Below are 16,706 nucleotides of genomic sequence, written 5' to 3'. Positions count from 1 at the left end.
AACTGTGAGTTAAGCCCCTCAAGCGCGCGCGTTTTGGGGCTTATCTCACAGTTCGCGGGGGTTCAGTCCGTGAGGAGCCGGCGCACCACGGCGTCGGCGAGCAGCCGGCCCGTGAGGGTGAGTTCGATGTTCCCGCCGATGGCCGCCCGGCCGTCGATCAGCCGATCGTGGATCAGACTGGCCACCTCACGGCGGCCGAGCGCTGAGAGCGTCGCGACCGGGATGCCTTCCCGGATCCTGGTCAGCAGCAGCACTCGTTCGGTTTCGCGGGTGGCGTCGTCCAGGGTCTCGCGTCCGGCGGCCGGCGACTGGCCGGCCAGGATCCGGTCGGCGTACGCTGCCGGATGCTTGACGTTCCACCAGCGGACACCGCCGACGTGGCTGTGCGCCCCGGGGCCGACGCCCCACCAGTCGGTGCTGCGCCAGTAGGAGAGATTGTGGCGGGAGCGGTGCGCCTCGTCCGTGGACCAGTTGCTCACCTCATACCAGCTGTACCCTGCCTCTTCCAGCCGCCTGTCGGCCAGCTCGTAGAAGTCGGCCTGCAGGTCTTCGTCGGGCTGCACGAGCTCGCCGCGACGGATCTGCCGAGCGAGCTTGGTGCCGTCCTCGACGATGAGCGAGTAGGCGCTGATGTGGTCGGGCTTCTGACCGATCGCCTGCTCGAGGCTGGCCTGCCAGTCCTCGATGGTCTCCCCCGGCGTGCCGTAGATCAGGTCGAGGCTCACGTCCAGGCCCGCCTCGCGTGCCCACTGCACCACGAGCGGCACGCGCTCGGGATCATGAGTGCGCTCGAGAGTGGCCAGGACGCGGGGAACCGCGGACTGCATGCCGAAGGACACCCGGGTGAATCCGGCGTCGGCCAGCTGGCGCAGGTATGCCGCATCCACGGAGTCGGGGTTGGCCTCCGTGGTGATCTCGGCCCCTGGCACGATGCCGAAGGTATCGCGCACCGAGCGCAGCATGCGCACCAGGTGGTCGGCGGGCAGCAGAGTGGGGGTGCCGCCGCCGAAGAAGACGGTGGCGGCGGGGCGCGCCGGCACGCCGGAATCGGCGAGGATGCGCGCGGCAGACTCGACCTCGAGAACCGCCTGGCTGGCGTAGTCGCTCTGCTTCACACCGCGGAGTTCCGTGGCGGTGTAGGTGTTGAAGTCGCAGTAGCCGCAGCGCACCTTGCAGAACGGCACGTGCAGGTAGACGCCGAAGTCGCGTTCCGCGGCGCCGACCGCGGCCGAGGCCGGGATCAGCCCGTCCAGGGGCGCGGGGTCGCCGACCGGGTGCGGTCCGGCCATCAGCCCATTCCGACGGGGTGGAGGGCGAGCAGGTACCGGCGGGTGTAGCGCTCCTGTTGGAACCGCAGCACCGGCCAGGCCAGCCGGTAGTACCAGGTGCTTGGACGGGAGAACGAGCGGATGGTGAGCCAGACCGAATCGTCGGCGCGCCGGTCGACGATGAAGCACTCCTCGCCGTTCTGCGGGTGACCGCGCATGGTGCCGTAGCCGAAACCGATCTTGTCGACCTCATCGATGACGTAGACCACCCGCACCGGCGCGGCGACGGTGAACGGGCCGTTGGGGATCTTCAGCACGACGGTCATGCCGTTGCTGATGAACGGGGTGCCGTCCTGGGCGAAGGTGGCCTCGTTCACCGGGTGTTCCTGGTCGGGTGCCGGGGTGCCTTCATCGGTGAAGACGATCCCGGTGTACTGCACGCCGGTTCCGGCGTCGAGGTCGGTGACCTCGATGCCGCTGCCGCGCTGCACTCCCCAGGTCATCAGTGCCGTCGTCGCCACCCGGAACCGGTCCTCGCCGCTGCCCAGGCGCACGGTGCGCTCGAGCGGGCGGTGCCCCTTGGGCGGGTAGCGCATCAGGTCGGGGGCGAGCGTGCCGCCGATGGCCGCGTAGGTCACGGCGGCGTCGGTGAAGGTCGAGCGGCGCATGATCGTTACTTCTTTTCCTTCTTGGGCGGCTCGTCGCCGGAGAGTGCGGCGATGAACGCCTCCTGCGGGACCTCGACCCGGCCGACCATCTTCATGCGCTTCTTGCCCTCTTTCTGCTTTTCGAGCAGCTTGCGCTTGCGGGAGATGTCACCGCCGTAGCATTTGGCCAGAACGTCCTTGCGGATGGCGCTGATCGATTCGCGGGCGATGATGCGGGCGCCGATGGCGGCCTGGATGGGCACGTCGAACTGCTGGCGCGGGATGAGCTTCCGCAACCGCCCGGTCATCAGGACGCCGTAGTCGTAGGCCTTGTCGCGGTGCACGATGGCGCTGAACGCGTCGACCTGTTCGCCCTGCAGCAGGATGTCGACCTTGACCAGGTCGGCCTCCTGCGAGCCGATCGGCTCGTAGTCCAGCGACGCGTAACCGGCGGTCTTGCTCTTGAGCTGGTCGAAGAAGTCGAACACGATCTCGCCCAGCGGCATCGTGTAGCGGATCTCGACCCGGTCCTCACCGAGGTATTCCATGCCGAGCAGGGTGCCGCGGCGGCCCTGGCAGAGTTCCATGATCACGCCGACGTAGTCCTTGGGCGCGAGGATAGCGGCCTTGACGATGGGCTCCTCGACGGCGGCGATCTTGCCGTTGGGGAACTCACTCGGGTTGGTGACCGTGACGGTCTTCTTGTCGTCGGTGGTGACCTCGTAGATCACGCTGGGCGCGGTGGTGATCAGGTCGAGGTTGAATTCGCGGTCGATGCGTTCGGTGATGATCTCCAAGTGCAAGAGGCCCAGGAAGCCGCAGCGGAAGCCGAAGCCGAGGGCCACGGAGGTTTCGGGTTCGTAGACCAGGGACGCATCCGAGAGCTTGAGCTTGTCGAGCGCTTCGCGGAGCGCCGGGTAGTCGCTGCCGTCGATCGGGTACAGGCCCGAGAACACCATGGGCTTGGGCTCGGTGTAGCCGGGCAGCGCCTCGGTGGCGGGCTTGGCCGCGGTCGTGACGGTGTCGCCCACCTTGGACTGGCGGACGTCTTTCACCCCGGTGATCAGATAGCCCACCTCGCCGACGCCGAGGCCCTTGCTGGGCGTGGGCTCGGGACTGGTGACGCCGATCTCGAGGATGTCGTGGGTGGCGCGCGTCGACATCATCTGGATCTTCTCGCGCGGGCTGAGGTGCCCGTCGATCATGCGCACGTACGTGACGACGCCGCGGTAGCTGTCGTAGACGGAGTCGAAGATCATCGCGCGGGCCGGCGCGTTCGCGTCGCCGACCGGGGCCGGGATCAGCGAGGTGGCCCGGTCGAGCAGCTCGGACACGCCCACGCCGGTCTTGCCGGAGACCCGCAGCACGTCGTCGGGGCTGCCGCCGATGAGGCTGGCGAGCTCCTTGGCGTACTTGTCGGGGTCGGCGGCCGGCAGGTCGATCTTGTTGAGCACCGGGATGATGGTGAGGTCGTTCTCCAACGCCAGGTACAGGTTTGCCAGCGTCTGGGCTTCGATGCCCTGAGCGGCGTCGACGAGCAGAATGGCGCCCTCGCAGGCGGCGAGGCTGCGGGAGACCTCGTAGGTGAAGTCGACGTGGCCGGGGGTGTCGATCATGTTCAGTGCATACGTCTGACCGTCCATCTCCCACGGCATCCGCACGGCCTGGCTCTTGATGGTGATGCCGCGTTCGCGCTCGATGTCCATCCGGTCCAGGTATTGGGCGCGCATGGACCGGTCATCGACGACGCCGGTGATCTGCAGCATCCGGTCGGCCAGCGTGGACTTGCCGTGGTCGATGTGCGCGATGATGCAGAAGTTACGGATGAACGCGGGGGCGGTGGCGGCCGGTTCCAGCGCCTTGAGAGCTCTCGGTGACATGATGGGCCCAATTCTCCCATGCCCCGCCGTGCCGGTGTGACCCGCCCTGCCGACCTACCGGTCAACCGTTCGACGGATGACGCCTTCTGCCGGCCTGATTATGCTGAGCGGACCATGTCCACCATTGCCCTGCGCCCCCACCCCGCCCGCCGGGATCCCATGCCGCCGGCCAGCATCGGTGACGGGCTGCCGCATTCGGCCCTCACCCCGGTGTTCTCCGGCCTGCGTATCGGCCTGCACCTGCTGATCGTGCTGTTGACCGGCCTCGTGGTCGTTCGCACCCTGATGGGTCCCGCCGCCGGCACGGGTGTCACCCTGGTGCTGGCGGCCGTGTTCCTCGGCACCTACATCGGTGGCAGCGAGCTGGCCAGACGCCGGCCGTCGGCCTGGTTGGTGCCCGTGTGGATGACTCTGCTGCTGGTGGAATGGCTGGCGTTGACAGTGTTGGAACCGGATGCCGCGTTCATCGTCTTCCCGCTGTTCTTCCTGCAATTGCATGTCTTGCCCCTCCGGGCGGGAATCCCGCTGGTGTTGCTGAGCGTGGTGCTGACGATCTGGGCGATGAGCTACCACGTGGGCCTGAGCCTGGGCGCCACCATCGGCCCGCTGGTGGGGGCCGCGGTCGCGGTGGCGGTAGGGCTGGGCTACCGGGCGCTCCTGCGTGAGGCAGCCGAACGGCAGCACCTGATCGAGGACCTGCTCGCCACCCGCACCCAGCTGGCCGCCGCCGCCAGGGACGCCGGCACCCTCGCCGAGCGGGAACGCCTAGCCAGGGAGATCCACGACACCGTGGCGCAGGGCCTGTCCAGCATCCAGATGCTCCTGCACGCCGCGGAGAGCCGGACATCCGACCCGGCGGCACTGGAGCACCTGCGCCTGGCCAGGGACACCGCGGCGGCCAACCTGCAGGAGACCCGCCGATTCATCCGGGAACTCACCCCGCCCGCCCTCGACACCCAGACCCTGCCCGGCGCCCTCACCAGGCTCGCCGCGTCGGCCGAACGCACCTCGGCGGGCAGTGCGGTTGGCAGTGCGCTGGGCAGCGAACGGGCCACCCGGGTCAGCCTGCACGTGACGGGCGACCCGATAGCCCTGCCGATGCCGCTGGAAACGACCCTGCTGCGGATCGCGCAGGGCTCGCTGGCCAACGTCGCCCAGCACGCCCGCGCGAACCGGGCCGAGGTCACCCTGAGCTACATGACCGATGAGGTGGCCCTGGACATCGTCGACGACGGCCGGGGCTTCACCCTCACCGCCGCGACGGCCCAAAGCCCGGACTCGTTCGGGCTGGTCGCCATCCGGCAGCGCGTCGAAGCGCTCGGCGGCAGTTTCGTTCTGGAGTCGGCGCCGGGCCACGGCACCGCCGTTGCGGTGCGATTCCCGATCCGGGAGGGGCTGGCATGATCCGGCTGCTGCTCGCCGACGACCACCCGGTGGTGCGGGCGGGCCTGCGCGCCGTGCTCGGCGCCGAGCCGGACCTGGTGGTGGAGCTGGAGGCGGCCACCGCGGAGGACGCCGTGGCCCTTGCCGCGTCCGGCCGGGTCGATGTGGTGCTGATGGACCTGCAGTTCGGCGGCGCGCAGCCCGGCTCCGGCCTGCAGGGCGCCGAGGCCACCCGCCAGGTTCGGGCGGCACCGGGCGCACCGCACGTCCTGATCCTGACCAATTACGACACGGATGCCGACATCCTCGGGGCCATCGAGGCCGGCGCGAGCGGGTACCTGCTCAAGGACGCTCCGCCGAGCGAACTCGTCGCCGCCGTCCGGGCCGCCGCGGCGGGCCAGAGCGCCCTGGCGCCGGCCATCGTGACCCGGCTGGCCGACCGTTCGCGGATCCCGGAGGGCCGGCTCTCCCCCCGGGAGGTCGAGGTGCTCGGCCTGGTGGCGGCCGGCCGTTCCAACCGGCAGATCGGTCAGGACCTGTTCCTCAGCGAGGCCACGGTGAAGTCGCACCTGGTGCACATCTTCGGCAAGCTCGGCGTCGGCTCCCGCACCTCCGCCGTCGCCAGCGCCCGCGCGTCCGGCACCATCCGGGGCGTCTGATGAGTGCCGGTGGGCCGCGAATCCCGGTGCTGCTGGTGCACGGGATCCGCACGTCGGCCAGCATGTGGCGGCACCAGCTGGAGTGGCTGGCGGCGGCGGGGCATCCGGTGCTCGCGATTGACCTGCCCGGCCACGGTTCGCGCCTGGACGAGCCGTTCACCCTCGAGGGCGCCCTCGCCGCCATCGATGCCGGCGTCGACCGGCTGGGCGGACCGGTGCTCCTGATCGGCCTGTCTCTCGGCGGGTACTATTCCATCGCGTATGCGGCCAGGAACCCGGACCGGGTGCTCGGCCTGGTGGCCGCCGGGTCCTCGTTCGAACCGGGCGGGCCGGGCCTGGCCGCCTACCGCCGGCTCGCCGGGCTCATCCATCGCCTACCCGACCGCGGCCTCCGGTTGCACACCTTCATGGTGCGGCGGATGCTCCCTTCGGACGCCGTGCAGGATGTGCTCGCCGGCGGTGTGGCCCTTGACGTCATGGACGCGGGCCTCGCGGCGACCGGAAGGTTGTCGCCGCTGGCGGATCTGCGGGCCTTTCCCGGCCGGGTGTGGCTGGTCAACGGTGCGTACGACCACTTCCGTCTGCACCAGCGACGGTTCCTCACAGCGGCCAGGCACGGCACCCTGGTGACGGTCCCCGGCGCCGGTCACCTGGTGAGCCTGCACCGGCCGCACCGGTTTGATACTGTGCTCAGGCGCATCATCGCCGGCATCGAGGCGGATCTCGCCCCCGACTCCCCCGATCCGGTCAACCATCCGGGCCGATAGCTGGTATCGTTGCCTGTTGGCTTGCGTGTTGGGTCCCACCCCACACGATTTTCGCCGCACGGTGCCCTCTATCACCGGGCGGCCCATCCGAACAAGAACCTAACGAAAGCGTAAAAAACGTGGCAAATATCAAGTCGCAGATCAAGCGGATCCTCACGAACAAGAAGTCGCAGGAGCGCAACAAGGCGGTCAAGAGCGAGTTCAAGACCGCCATCCGGTCGACCCGCCTCGCCGTCGCCGCCGGTGACAAGGACAAGGCTGTCGCCAGCCTCGCCGTTGCTTCCAAGAAGCTCGACAAGGCCGTCAGCAAGGGCGTCATCCACCAGAACCAGGCAGCGAACAAGAAGTCCGCTATCGCCAAGGCTGTCAACGCGCTCTAAGCACACGCGCTCGAGCCAGCCCGCTGCGCGCACGTCGGTGCGGCCGGCACGCTCGGTGCGGTAGACAAGCTCGGTGCAGTAGATACGACGGACACACCCCCGCCCTCCTGGGCGGGGGTGTTCTGCGTTGACCGGCGGCCCGGCCGGGCCTTTCCGTGCTGACCGGCCGACGCTATGGTGTCGGCGTGATGAGCGAACGGACGGGCCCCCAGCAGCCAGGCCACACCGGCGCCGACAAACCGTCGGCCTGGCGCCGTCAGGCCAGGTTCCTCGGTGCCGCGTTCGCCGTGGCGGCCGCCGTGATCGCGGTCGGGCTGAGGTTCGCTCCCCCGGTGACGGCCTACGCGGGCCTGAGCCCCTGGGTGTTCGCGGGCCTGCTCGGCTTCATCCTGGTCTTGGCCGGCGCCTGCGTGCTGTTCGCCGCGTCGCTGCCCGCCACACCGCCGGCCGTGCGGCCCCAGGTGCAGCCGCCGCCCGGCCCAGCAGCCGGCCCGCCGCCGCCGTGGAACACCGCTGGGCCCGCTGACGCTGTCTCCGCAACGGCTGGCTCTGCCGCGCCTGGCCCTGCCGTGGCTGACTCAGCCGTGACTCCGGCGCATCCGGCCGCGCCCGGACGCGGGCTGACCATCCTGGGATCGGTCTTGGGCGTTGTCGGTCTGGCGCTGGCTGCTCTGGCGGTAGTGCTCACCGTGCTGCTGCCCGCGCCGACCGCGCGAATCGAGGTGCAGTTCACCGACCTGTACGGCCGGGTGCAGCTGGAGTATTGCCCGAGCCTGCCCGGGGCGTTCGCCGCGACGGCCTCGCAGGCCGATCTGGCCGGTTCCTCGACCATCCTGCCGGTGAAGGTGAGTGGCGAGACCTGCGGGAACCCCGAGTACACCGACGGGGTGTGGATCTACCTGAACCGAGCTTCGGTCACGGTGTCCGACCGGCTCTGAGATTCAACCGGCTCTGAGATTCACCCGGCTCTGAGATTCGTCGGGCTCGGAGATTGATCCGCGATTCATTCGCCGCGTTTGGCGATGACGGTGACGACGCGCTCGAGAGCGAAGACCGGGTCACGACCGGCACCCTTCACGGCCGCATCGGTCTCTGCGAGCATCACGATGCACCGCGCCAGGCCCTCATCGGTCCAGCCGCGCAGATCGCGTTGGGCGCGCTCGACCTGCCACGGGGCGAGGCTGAAGGTGGCCGCCAGCTGGGCGGAGCCGCCGCGCACGCCGAACACCTTCGCCATGGTGCGGATTTTGCTGGCGAATGCGGCGACGATCGGCACCGGGTCGGCACCTGAGGACAGGGCGTGCCGCAGGGTGACGAGAGCCTCGCCGAGCCGGCCGGCGATGGCGGAATCGGCCACCTTGAACGCGTTGGTCTCGACCCGGCCACCGTAGTAGCGGTCCACGGTGGTCTCGGTGACCTCGGCGCCGGTGTCGGCGATGAGCTGCTGGCAGGCTGCCGAAAGCTCGGCGAGGTCGTCGGAGAACGCGGCCACCAATGAGCGAAGCGCGCTCGGAGTGACCCGCTTGCCGGCTGCGCGGAATTCGGCGGTGGCGAAGTCGTGTTTGTCCGAGTCCTTCTTGAGTTCGGCGCAGACCACCTCGACGGCACCGCCGACGCCGCTGCGGATGGTGTCAAGCAGTTTCTTGCCGCGCACTCCCCCGCCGTGGCGCAGCACGACATAGGTCTCGTCGGCGGGGTTCTGCAGGTAGTCGATGGCCTCGCTGAGGAAGGTGTCGCTGCACTTCTCCACGTTGCTGACCCGGATCAGCCGGGGTTCGCCGAACAGCGATGGGCTGGCCAGGGTGAGCAGCTCACCCGGCGCGTAACTGTCGGCCTGGATGTCGCTGACCTCGAGGCTGGGATCTTCGAGTTTGAGGAAGTCCCGCAGCGACCGGATGGCTCGTTCGGCGAGGAAGGTCTCGGTACCGGAGACGAGGACGACGGGGGCCGGGCGCACCTGGTGCCAGGCGAGCTGCGGAATCTTCGCGGTACCGGCCTTGGCGGCCGGTTTGCCGGTTCGTGCCTGTGCGGTTGTTCGTGCGGCCACGCGGCTCCCTTCGCTACCACCAGCCTAACCGGCGCCTGTGACCTTCTCCGTCCAGACCCGGAGTCCCCTGCCGGCCGGCGCGACGACGACCAGTCCGTCCTGATCGGTCCGGAACGCGGCGGTGCCCGACGACCCGAGGATGTCCAATATCGACTGGGTGGGGTGGCCGTAGCCGTTGTCCGCACCGACGGACACCAAGCCCACGGATGCCCGGATCTCGGCATAGAGGGCGCCGCTCTGGTCGCGGGAACCGTGGTGGGCGACCTTGACCACATCCACGGCTCCGATCGGGCCGGCCGCGCGCAATGCCTCCTGCGATTCCTCGCCGAGGTCGCCGAGAAACAGGGAACGGATGCCGCCGCCCTCGAACTGGATCGTGACGCTACCGGGGTTCCCCGTCTGGAAGAGTGCGGAGCCGCGGATCGGCCAGAGCACCTGCCAGGACAGAGAGCCGAGGGTACCGCTATCTCCCCGGCCGGCCTCCGTCACGGTGGCCCCGCCTGCGGCCAACTCGGCGTGCAGCCGGGCGTCCTCGGCGTTCTCCGGCGGACCGACGAGGGCCGTGCCGACCCGGCCGAGGACCGCGTCCAGCCCGCCGACGTGATCCAGGTCGTAGTGGGTGAGCACCAGCAGGTCCACCCGGTCGATCTGCAGGGCGTCCAGGCAGGCGGAGAGCAGCGCCGGATCCGGCCCGACGTCGACCAGGGCGACCCGCTCGCCGTCCCGCACGAGCACGGCATCGCCCTGCCCGATGTCGCAGGCGGCGATCTGCCAGGTGGCCGGGAAGACCGCGGCCCGGCCCAGCCCGGTGCCTGCAACCGTGCCCACGGTGGCTCCAGCCGCGACGCAGACCAGTGCACCGCTGGCCACCCGCAGCAGGGTCGCCGACCGGCCGGGGCTGCGACCGACCAGTAGGACCAGGACCGCCGCAGTGCAGGCCAGCGTGAGCAGCACCCCCGTCGGACCGCCCAGCCAGGGCAGGGTGCTGCCGGGCAGCGTCGTCGACGCCTGCGCCACCGCGGCGATCCAGGTCGCGGGCAGCCAGGCCAGCCAGATCAGCGCCGTCGACAGCCACGGCAGCCAGGGCAGCAGCAGGCAAGCGGCCAAGCCCACGATGGTGGCCACCGGGGCTGCGGGGGCCGCCAGCAGATTCGCCGGCACGCCGTATGCGGGCAGGGTCGGGCTCAGCAGCACCAGGACGGGCTGACAGGCCAGCTGGGCGGCCAACGGTATCGCGAGCAGCACGGCCAGCGGTCGGGGCATCCAGCGCGTGAGCCGCCGGCTGAGCGGCCCGGCGAGCACCAGCAGGCCGAGGGTCGCGAGCACCGACAGCGCGAAGCCGTAGTTGCGGGACAGCCACGGGTCGGCGACCAGGAGACACAACGAGGCCAGCGCCAGTGACGCGACACCCCGGCCCGGGCGGCCGAGCGCGCCGGATAGCAGCACGATGGTCGCCATGGTCGCGGCGCGCACCACGCTGGGCTCCGGCGTCACCAGCACCACGAATCCCGCCAGCACCCCCAGTCCGATTGCGACTCGCGCTCCGCGCCCCAACCCCAACGAGGCCGTGCTCAGCAGCACCAGGGCCAGCACGATCGCGCAATTGGCTCCGGACACCGCGGTGAGATGGCTGAGCGAGCTTGTGGTCATCGCCTGGTCCAGGTCATCGCTGACGCCGGTGGTATCGCCGATCGCCAGGCCCGGCAGCAGGCCGGCGCCCTCCCCCGGCAGCTCCCCGGCCGCGTCGGCGAAGCCATGGCGCAGGGTGTTAGCCCAGTCCAGCCACCACGGTGCGGTGCGCACGGTCTCCGGGCTGCCGCGGCCGAAGAACAGCGCGGCCGCGGCATCGCCAGGATCGGTCGGCGCCACCGTTCCGGACAGCCGGATCTCGTCGCCGATGGATGGGATTCCGGCGGCAGCGTCGGCGAAGACGACGACGGGGACTTCCAGTCCGGTCGTGGGCACGCCACCCGCCTGTGGGCCCAGGTCCGCGTGCCCGAGTGCGGTGAGCGTGGCCCTGAACCGGAGCTGTGGGTTGCCGCCGATGGTCACTCCGGCGCTCGGCACCGGCGGGGACCAGACCGTGAGGGTGGCGGTGACCTCGGTGTGGTCGTCCAGCACGATGCGCAGCACCTCCGGCGACCGTGCGGGAGCCTGCACGGCCACGGCCACCGCGGCCAGCGCGGCGGCCGCGGCACAGACGGCAATGGTGCCAAGCACCTGGGCGAAGAGCGTGCGGTCGACTCGGCGGAATCGCGGGCCGTCGAAGGGGCGGCGTCGCGGCTCGTGGAGCCGTCGACCGGTCCGGCCCGATCTGCCCAGCAGCGCTGCCCAGACCACCAGGGTCACGGCGGCGCCCGCGAGCAGGGCGGCAAGGATCGCCGCCGCCGTCGGCATCGCCACGAGCAGGCCGGCCGAGGCCCAACCCGCGGCCGCCGGCGGGGCCAGACGCAGGTCCAGCCTCATACGGTGATCAAGTCCTTCAACGCGGCGAAGGTCTTGTCACCGATACCGGTCACGTTGCGCAGGTCCTCGACACTGGCGAACCGTCCCTCCGCGTCGCGATAGTCGAGGATCCGCTGCGCCATCGCCGGTCCGATTCGCGGCAAGGTGTCCAGGTCTGCCAGGGTCGCGGTGTTGAGGTTCACCTTCGGCGCGGCACCGCCGATTCCGCCCACGGCCGCACCGTTGGCCTGGCCGGACCCGGCCTGCGCGCCGGCGGGTGGTCCGGGCCCGGTCTCGCCCTGAGCCGGGACGTAGAGTTGTTCGCCGTCGGTGACGAGCCTGGCCAGGTTGAGGCCGGCCTCGTCGGCGGTGGGCAGCAGGCCGCCGGCGGCGGCAACGACGTCCACCACCCGCGCTCCCTGGTGTACCTCGAACAGGCCGGGCCGGGCCACCGCGCCTAGCACGTGCACGAACACTCCCGGAGCCGGGGTCGCGCCGGCCGGTGCCGGCGAGCCGGACGCACCGGTCGGGTCGCCCGCAGGACCCGCAGAAGCATCCGTGGGCACGACCGACGTCGAGTTCGCCGCCACCTCGACACTGTGGCCGACCTGCCCGATGGCGGTCACGGCGACGGACACGCCCAGCGCCGCGAGCAACAGCACCATCGCGGCCCCCACGCCGATGCGGAGCCGGCTGCGGCCGGTGACGCCGGAGGCGCCACCGGATGCCGCGCGGGAGGGCGCGCGGGCCGTGGGAGCGAGGCTGTTGAACGGGTCGAAGGCCATGCCGGCACGCTACGGCGCACCGTTGCCCGCATCGACCTCACGCGGGAACCTGTGCCGAAACGGCGCCGGGCCCGCCTGTGGAGGAGGGCCCGGGCGGGAGCCGTTACGGGCCCGGAACCGTTACCGGGCGGGTTGCGTGACGATGCTGACCATCCGGGGTGCGCGCACGATCACCTTGACGATCTCGCGGTCGCCGATGGACCGAATCGCCGCGGCCGACGCGCGGGCAAGGGTCTCGAGGGCGGCGGTCGTGATCTTCGGGGAGACCTCGAGGCGGTCCCGCACCTTGCCGTCGACCTGCACCACCGCGGTCACGGACTCGGCCACCAGCAGGCTGCGGTCGGCCTTGCGCCACTGGGCGAGCGCGACGCAGGGCTCGTAGCCCAGGCGTTCCCACATGTCCTCTGCCGTGTACGGGGCGAACAGGTTCAGGGCCATGGCGGTCACCTCCGCCGCCTCACGCACGGCGGCATCGCCGGCACCCGCGCCGGTGTCGATGACCTTGCGGGTGGCGTTGACGAGCTCCATCATGCGCGCCACGACGACGTTGAACTTGAACGCCTCGATGAGCGACGGGGCGTCGGCGAGGAACCGGTGGGTGACCCGGCGAAGCGCCACGTCGCCGGTCTTCCAGTCCACGTCGAGGGCGCTGGTGACGTCGCGGGCGACGCGCCAGGCGCGGGCCAGGAACTTCGCCGAGCCGACCGGGGACACGTCGGCCCAGTCGATGTCGTCTTCGGGCGGGCCGGCGAACGCCATGGTCAGGCGCACGGCGTCGACGCCGAATTTGTCGACCTCCTCGGTGAAGTAGACCAGGTTGCCCTTGCTCTTGCTCATCTTGGCGCCGTCCAGGATGACCATGCCCTGGTTGAGCAGTGCCGTGAACGGTTCGGTGAAAGTGACGTAGCCGAGGTCGAAGAGCACCTTGGTGATGAAGCGGGCGTAGAGCAAGTGCAGGATGGCGTGCTCGACACCGCCGACGTACTGGTCGACGGGAGCCCACTTGTCGGCTTCCTTCGGGTCGAAGGCCTTGGTGTCGTCGGTGGGGTTGAGGAAGCGCAGGAAGTACCAGGAGCTGTCCACGAAGGTGTCCATGGTGTCGGCATCGCGCTTGGCCGGGGTGCCGTCGATCGGGTTGACCACGTTCACCCAGTCGGTGGCCCCGCCGAGCGGCGAGGTTCCCTTGGGCTTGAGGTCCAGGCCGTCGGTCGGCGGCAGCAGCACCGGCAGCTGGTCCTCAGGCACCGGGATCTCGGTGCCGTCTGCGCCGTGGATGATCGGGATCGGGGTGCCCCAGTAGCGCTGGCGGGAGATCAGCCAGTCGCGCAGCCGGTAGTTCTTGGCCGCGCGCCCGGTGCCGTCGGCGGCGAGCTGGTCGATCATCCGTTTAATGGCGTGGGCCTTGGTGAGGCCGTTCAGCGTGCCGGAGTTGACCAGACGGCCCGCGCCGGTGAGGGCGACGCCGCTCTGGGCGGGGTCGAGCGCGTCGGAGTCGAGGGACGGCAGCTCCTCGGAGCCGTCCAGCATGCCGGGGGTGATCACCGGGATGACCCCGGTGACCGGTGCGGTGGTGTCGACGACGACGCGCACGGGCAGGTCGAAGCGCAGGGCGAAGTCCAGGTCGCGCTGGTCGTGGGCCGGCACGGCCATCACGGCGCCGTGGCCGTAGTCGGCCAGCACGTAGTCCGCGGCCCAGATCGGCAGGCGTTCGCCGTTGGCCGGGTTGATGGCGTAGCGCTCGAGGAAGACACCGGTCTTCTCCCGGTCGGTGGCCTGGCGTTCGATCTCGGTGCTGTTCTGCACCTGCACCAGGTACGCCGCGAAGCGCTCCCGCACCTCGGCGGAGGCGTCGGCGACGAGCTCGGCGGCCAGGTCGGCATCCGGGGCGACAACCATGAACGTGGCGCCGAAGAGGGTGTCGGGGCGGGTCGTGAAGACGCTAACCCGCTCCTCGCGGCCCTCGATGGCGAAGTCGACGTCGGCGCCGATGGAGCGGCCGATCCAGTTGCGCTGCATGTTGAGCACCTTGGCCGGCCAAGTGCCCTCGAGCTGGTTGAGGTCGTCGAGCAGCCGGTCGGCGTAGTCGGTGATTCTGAAATACCACTGGGTGAGCTTCTTCTTCACCACGACGGCGCCGCTGCGCTCGCTGGTGCCGTCGGCGAGGACCTGCTCGTTCGCGAGCACGGTCTGGTCCACCGGGTCCCAGTTGACCCAGCTGTCCTTGCGGTACGCCAGGCCCTTCTTGTAGAGCTGCAGGAACAGCCACTGGTTCCACTTGTAATATTCAGGGTCACTGGTGTGCAGTTCGCGAGACCAGTCGAAGGAGGCCGCGTAGAGCTTCATGCTCTTCTTCTGCTGCGCGATGTTGTCGTAGGTCCAGCCGCGCGGGTCGATGCCGCGCTTGATGGCGGCGTTCTCGGCGGGCAGGCCGAAGGAGTCCCAGCCGATCGGGTGCAGAACGTTGAAGCCTTGCTGACGCCAGTATCGGGCAACGATGTCGCCGAGGGCGTACACCTCGGCGTGGCCCATGTGCAGGTCACCGGACGGGTACGGGAACATGTCCAGCACGTACTTCCGCGGACGGGTGTCGTCGGGGTCGCTGGTGCGGAAGGGCTCGAGCTCGTCCCAGATCGGCGCCCATTTCGCCTGGATGGCGGCGAAGTCGTAGCCGTCTTCGTCCTCGGGGCCGTTGGACATGGTGTCGTGCTCGTGTGCCACGTGACTCTCATTCATTGTGGTGAGGTGGCGTTTACGCGCAACAAAGTGGTCCCGTTGGCGACGCCCAAGCTCCTAGGTTACTAAACCTCGGCCACGTGCCGGGGCCGGTCCCCCGCCGGACGCCCGAATGGCGCTGATCAGGGCCCTGGCCTTGATCCGGGTCTCCTCGATTTCCTCGGCGGGCACCGAGAGCGCGGTGATGCCTCCGCCGGTGCCGATCGAGGCGCCCGCCGGCCCCAGCACGATGCTGCGGATGACCATGGCCAGGTCGACGGTGCCGTCGCTGCCGAGATAGCCGAACGCCCCCGCGTAGATGCCGCGGTCGCCGCCTTCGAGCGCGGCCAGGATCGCCATGGCGCTGGCCTTGGGCGCGCCGGTCATCGACCCGGCCGGGAAGGCGGCCTCGATGGCGTCGATACCGGTCAGGCCCGGCGCGAGACGTGCCTCGACGGTGCTGACCAGCTGGTGCACATGCGGGTAGCTCTCGACCTGCAGCAGGGACGTCACCGCGACGGAGCCGAGGGCGGCGACGCGGCCCAGGTCGTTGCGCATCAGGTCGACGATCATCAGGTTCTCGGCGCGCTCCTTGTCGCTGGCGAGCAGTTCCTCGGCGAGCATCCGGTCGGTCGCCGAGTCGGCGGACCTGGGTCTGGTGCCCTTGATGGGACGGGTGCGCAATCGCCCCCGTGGGCTCACGGAGAGGAATTCCTCCGGCGAGGCGCTCAGCAGCGCGTGCGCGCCGAACCTGAGCAGGCCGCCATGGTGGCTCGGGCTGCCCGCGCGCAGCTGCCGGTACACCGTGAGGGGGTCGAAGCTGCCGGCGACGGTGACCTCGTTGGTGAGGCAGAGCTGGTAAGCGTCACCGGCTGCGATGCGGCGCTGGCAGGCGTCGATCAGTCGGGCGTACTGCGTCTCGTCGTGCCGCCAGCGCACCTCGAGCGGCTCGGCGGATGCCTGTGGCCGGGCCGGCGTGGGTGCTGCGGCCTGCTCACCGAGGCGTCGGGCGGTGCTGAGCAGCCAGTCCTCAACGTCGTTCCCGGCCTCCCCCGTCGTCGACCCGGCCAGCAGGGTGACCGTGTGGGCGGCATGGTCGAAGGCTATGGCGCGGTCCACGAAAAGCAGCGCCGCATCGGGCGGAGCGCCGTCCGGCAGGCCGTCGGATGCCCGCCCCGGCCGGGCCAGCCCGTAGCCGAACCAGCCCACCCAGCCGAGCCGAAAGCCGACGTCGTCCGGGGCGTCGGCTGCTTGGGTGGTGCTGCCCTGTTCCGAACGAAGGAAGTCGAAGATGGTGCCGACCGACGTGACGGGCGCCGTGGCGGGGTCCATCGGCCGTGAGCAGGTCACGGTGCCGGCGCGGGCCGACACTGTGACGAGCCGCGAGCCGTGGTGCGCGCCAGCGAGGTAGCTCACCCCGCTCCGGGCGTCGGCGCCGGCATCGAGCCAGATTGCGTACGGTGACTCCGCGAACAGCCGGTCGAAGGCCTCGGCCGGGTCGAGCCAGTGCGGCAGTGCCACCGAGCGCAGTGGTACCGAGCACAGTGGCACCGAGCGCAGTGGTACCGAACGCAGTGGAACCGAGCGCAGATCCTGCAGCGCCTCCGAGCGCACAGGGAGGCCCCGGTCGGGGTGGCTGGGGGTGGTCGGCACCGCTCCAGCCTAGGAGGCCGCTGAACAACTTTGGGTGCGGGTGTCGCTTATTTAAGGCGCGCCTGCGGCGGGTCGGCTCT

Annotated in this window: 13 protein-coding genes; 5 read left to right on the top strand and 8 right to left on the bottom strand. The window is 70.2% G+C overall.

Features of this window, described 5'->3' with window-relative positions; genetic code table 11:
• Positions 1-62: 62 nt before the first annotated feature.
• Genes hemW through lepA form a run of 3 tightly spaced genes read right to left on the bottom strand, consistent with a single transcriptional unit; the run spans position 63 to position 3,795 of the window.
• Entirely contained in the window at positions 63-1,289 is a 1,227-nt protein-coding gene (hemW, locus tag BJQ95_RS08595; protein WP_130179344.1) for a radical SAM family heme chaperone HemW, read from the bottom strand.
• Entirely contained in the window at positions 1,289-1,936 is a 648-nt protein-coding gene (locus BJQ95_RS08590; protein WP_130179345.1) for a DUF1990 family protein, read from the bottom strand. Before BJQ95_RS08590 ends, hemW begins: the two co-directional genes overlap by 1 nt.
• 5 nt (positions 1,937-1,941) lie before the next feature.
• Positions 1,942-3,795, bottom strand: coding sequence for a translation elongation factor 4 (lepA, locus tag BJQ95_RS08585; RefSeq protein ID WP_130179346.1), 1,854 nt, complete (start codon positions 3,793-3,795; stop codon positions 1,942-1,944).
• Positions 3,796-3,909: 114 nt separating this feature from the next.
• Between lepA and BJQ95_RS08580 the strand changes: the two genes are divergently transcribed.
• The 5 genes from BJQ95_RS08580 (at position 3,910) to BJQ95_RS08560 (ending at position 7,922) form a co-directional block, all read left to right on the top strand.
• On the top strand, positions 3,910-5,199 hold the full coding sequence (locus BJQ95_RS08580) for a sensor histidine kinase (protein WP_370688382.1): 1,290 nt from the start codon (positions 3,910-3,912) through the stop codon (positions 5,197-5,199).
• Positions 5,196-5,837: a response regulator transcription factor gene (locus BJQ95_RS08575; protein ID WP_130179347.1), complete on the top strand. Its 642-nt coding sequence runs from the start codon at positions 5,196-5,198 to the stop codon at positions 5,835-5,837. The genes BJQ95_RS08580 and BJQ95_RS08575 overlap by 4 nt, the downstream gene beginning before the upstream one ends.
• Positions 5,837-6,604: an alpha/beta fold hydrolase gene (locus tag BJQ95_RS08570; RefSeq protein ID WP_130179348.1), complete on the top strand. Its 768-nt coding sequence runs from the start codon at positions 5,837-5,839 to the stop codon at positions 6,602-6,604. Before BJQ95_RS08575 ends, BJQ95_RS08570 begins: the two co-directional genes overlap by 1 nt.
• A gap of 119 nt (positions 6,605-6,723) precedes the next feature.
• Positions 6,724-6,984 (top strand): 30S ribosomal protein S20, encoded by a 261-nt coding sequence (rpsT, locus tag BJQ95_RS08565; RefSeq protein WP_130179349.1) that lies wholly within the window; start codon positions 6,724-6,726, stop codon positions 6,982-6,984.
• 188 nt (positions 6,985-7,172) lie between these two features.
• Complete coding sequence (locus BJQ95_RS08560; RefSeq protein ID WP_130179350.1) at positions 7,173-7,922, top strand: hypothetical protein; 750 nt, start codon at positions 7,173-7,175, stop codon at positions 7,920-7,922.
• 65 nt (positions 7,923-7,987) lie between these two features.
• On the opposite strand, the gene holA is transcribed toward BJQ95_RS08560, so the two are convergent.
• The 5 genes from holA to BJQ95_RS08535 form a co-directional block, all read right to left on the bottom strand.
• Positions 7,988-9,031, bottom strand: a complete 1,044-nt coding sequence (holA, locus tag BJQ95_RS08555; protein WP_130179351.1) for a DNA polymerase III subunit delta — start codon at positions 9,029-9,031, stop codon at positions 7,988-7,990.
• Between the two features lie 24 nt (positions 9,032-9,055).
• Complete coding sequence (locus tag BJQ95_RS08550) at positions 9,056-11,497, bottom strand: ComEC/Rec2 family competence protein (protein ID WP_130179352.1); 2,442 nt, start codon at positions 11,495-11,497, stop codon at positions 9,056-9,058.
• Positions 11,494-12,261, bottom strand: coding sequence for a helix-hairpin-helix domain-containing protein (locus tag BJQ95_RS08545; RefSeq protein ID WP_130179353.1), 768 nt, complete (start codon positions 12,259-12,261; stop codon positions 11,494-11,496). The genes BJQ95_RS08550 and BJQ95_RS08545 overlap by 4 nt, the downstream gene beginning before the upstream one ends.
• A 120-nt stretch (positions 12,262-12,381) precedes the next feature.
• On the bottom strand, positions 12,382-14,958 hold the full coding sequence (gene leuS / locus BJQ95_RS08540) for a leucine--tRNA ligase (RefSeq protein ID WP_130179355.1): 2,577 nt from the start codon (positions 14,956-14,958) through the stop codon (positions 12,382-12,384).
• 93 nt (positions 14,959-15,051) lie between these two features.
• On the bottom strand, positions 15,052-16,626 hold the full coding sequence (locus tag BJQ95_RS08535) for an anthranilate synthase component I family protein (RefSeq protein WP_240694965.1): 1,575 nt from the start codon (positions 16,624-16,626) through the stop codon (positions 15,052-15,054).
• Between the last annotated feature and the right edge of the window lie 80 nt (positions 16,627-16,706).

The organism is Cryobacterium sp. SO1 (genome assembly GCF_004210215.2).
GTDB lineage: Bacteria > Actinomycetota > Actinomycetes > Actinomycetales > Microbacteriaceae > Cryobacterium.
Note: the sequence above shows the minus strand (reverse complement) of the source record. Positions and strands in the feature narration are given on the sequence as shown.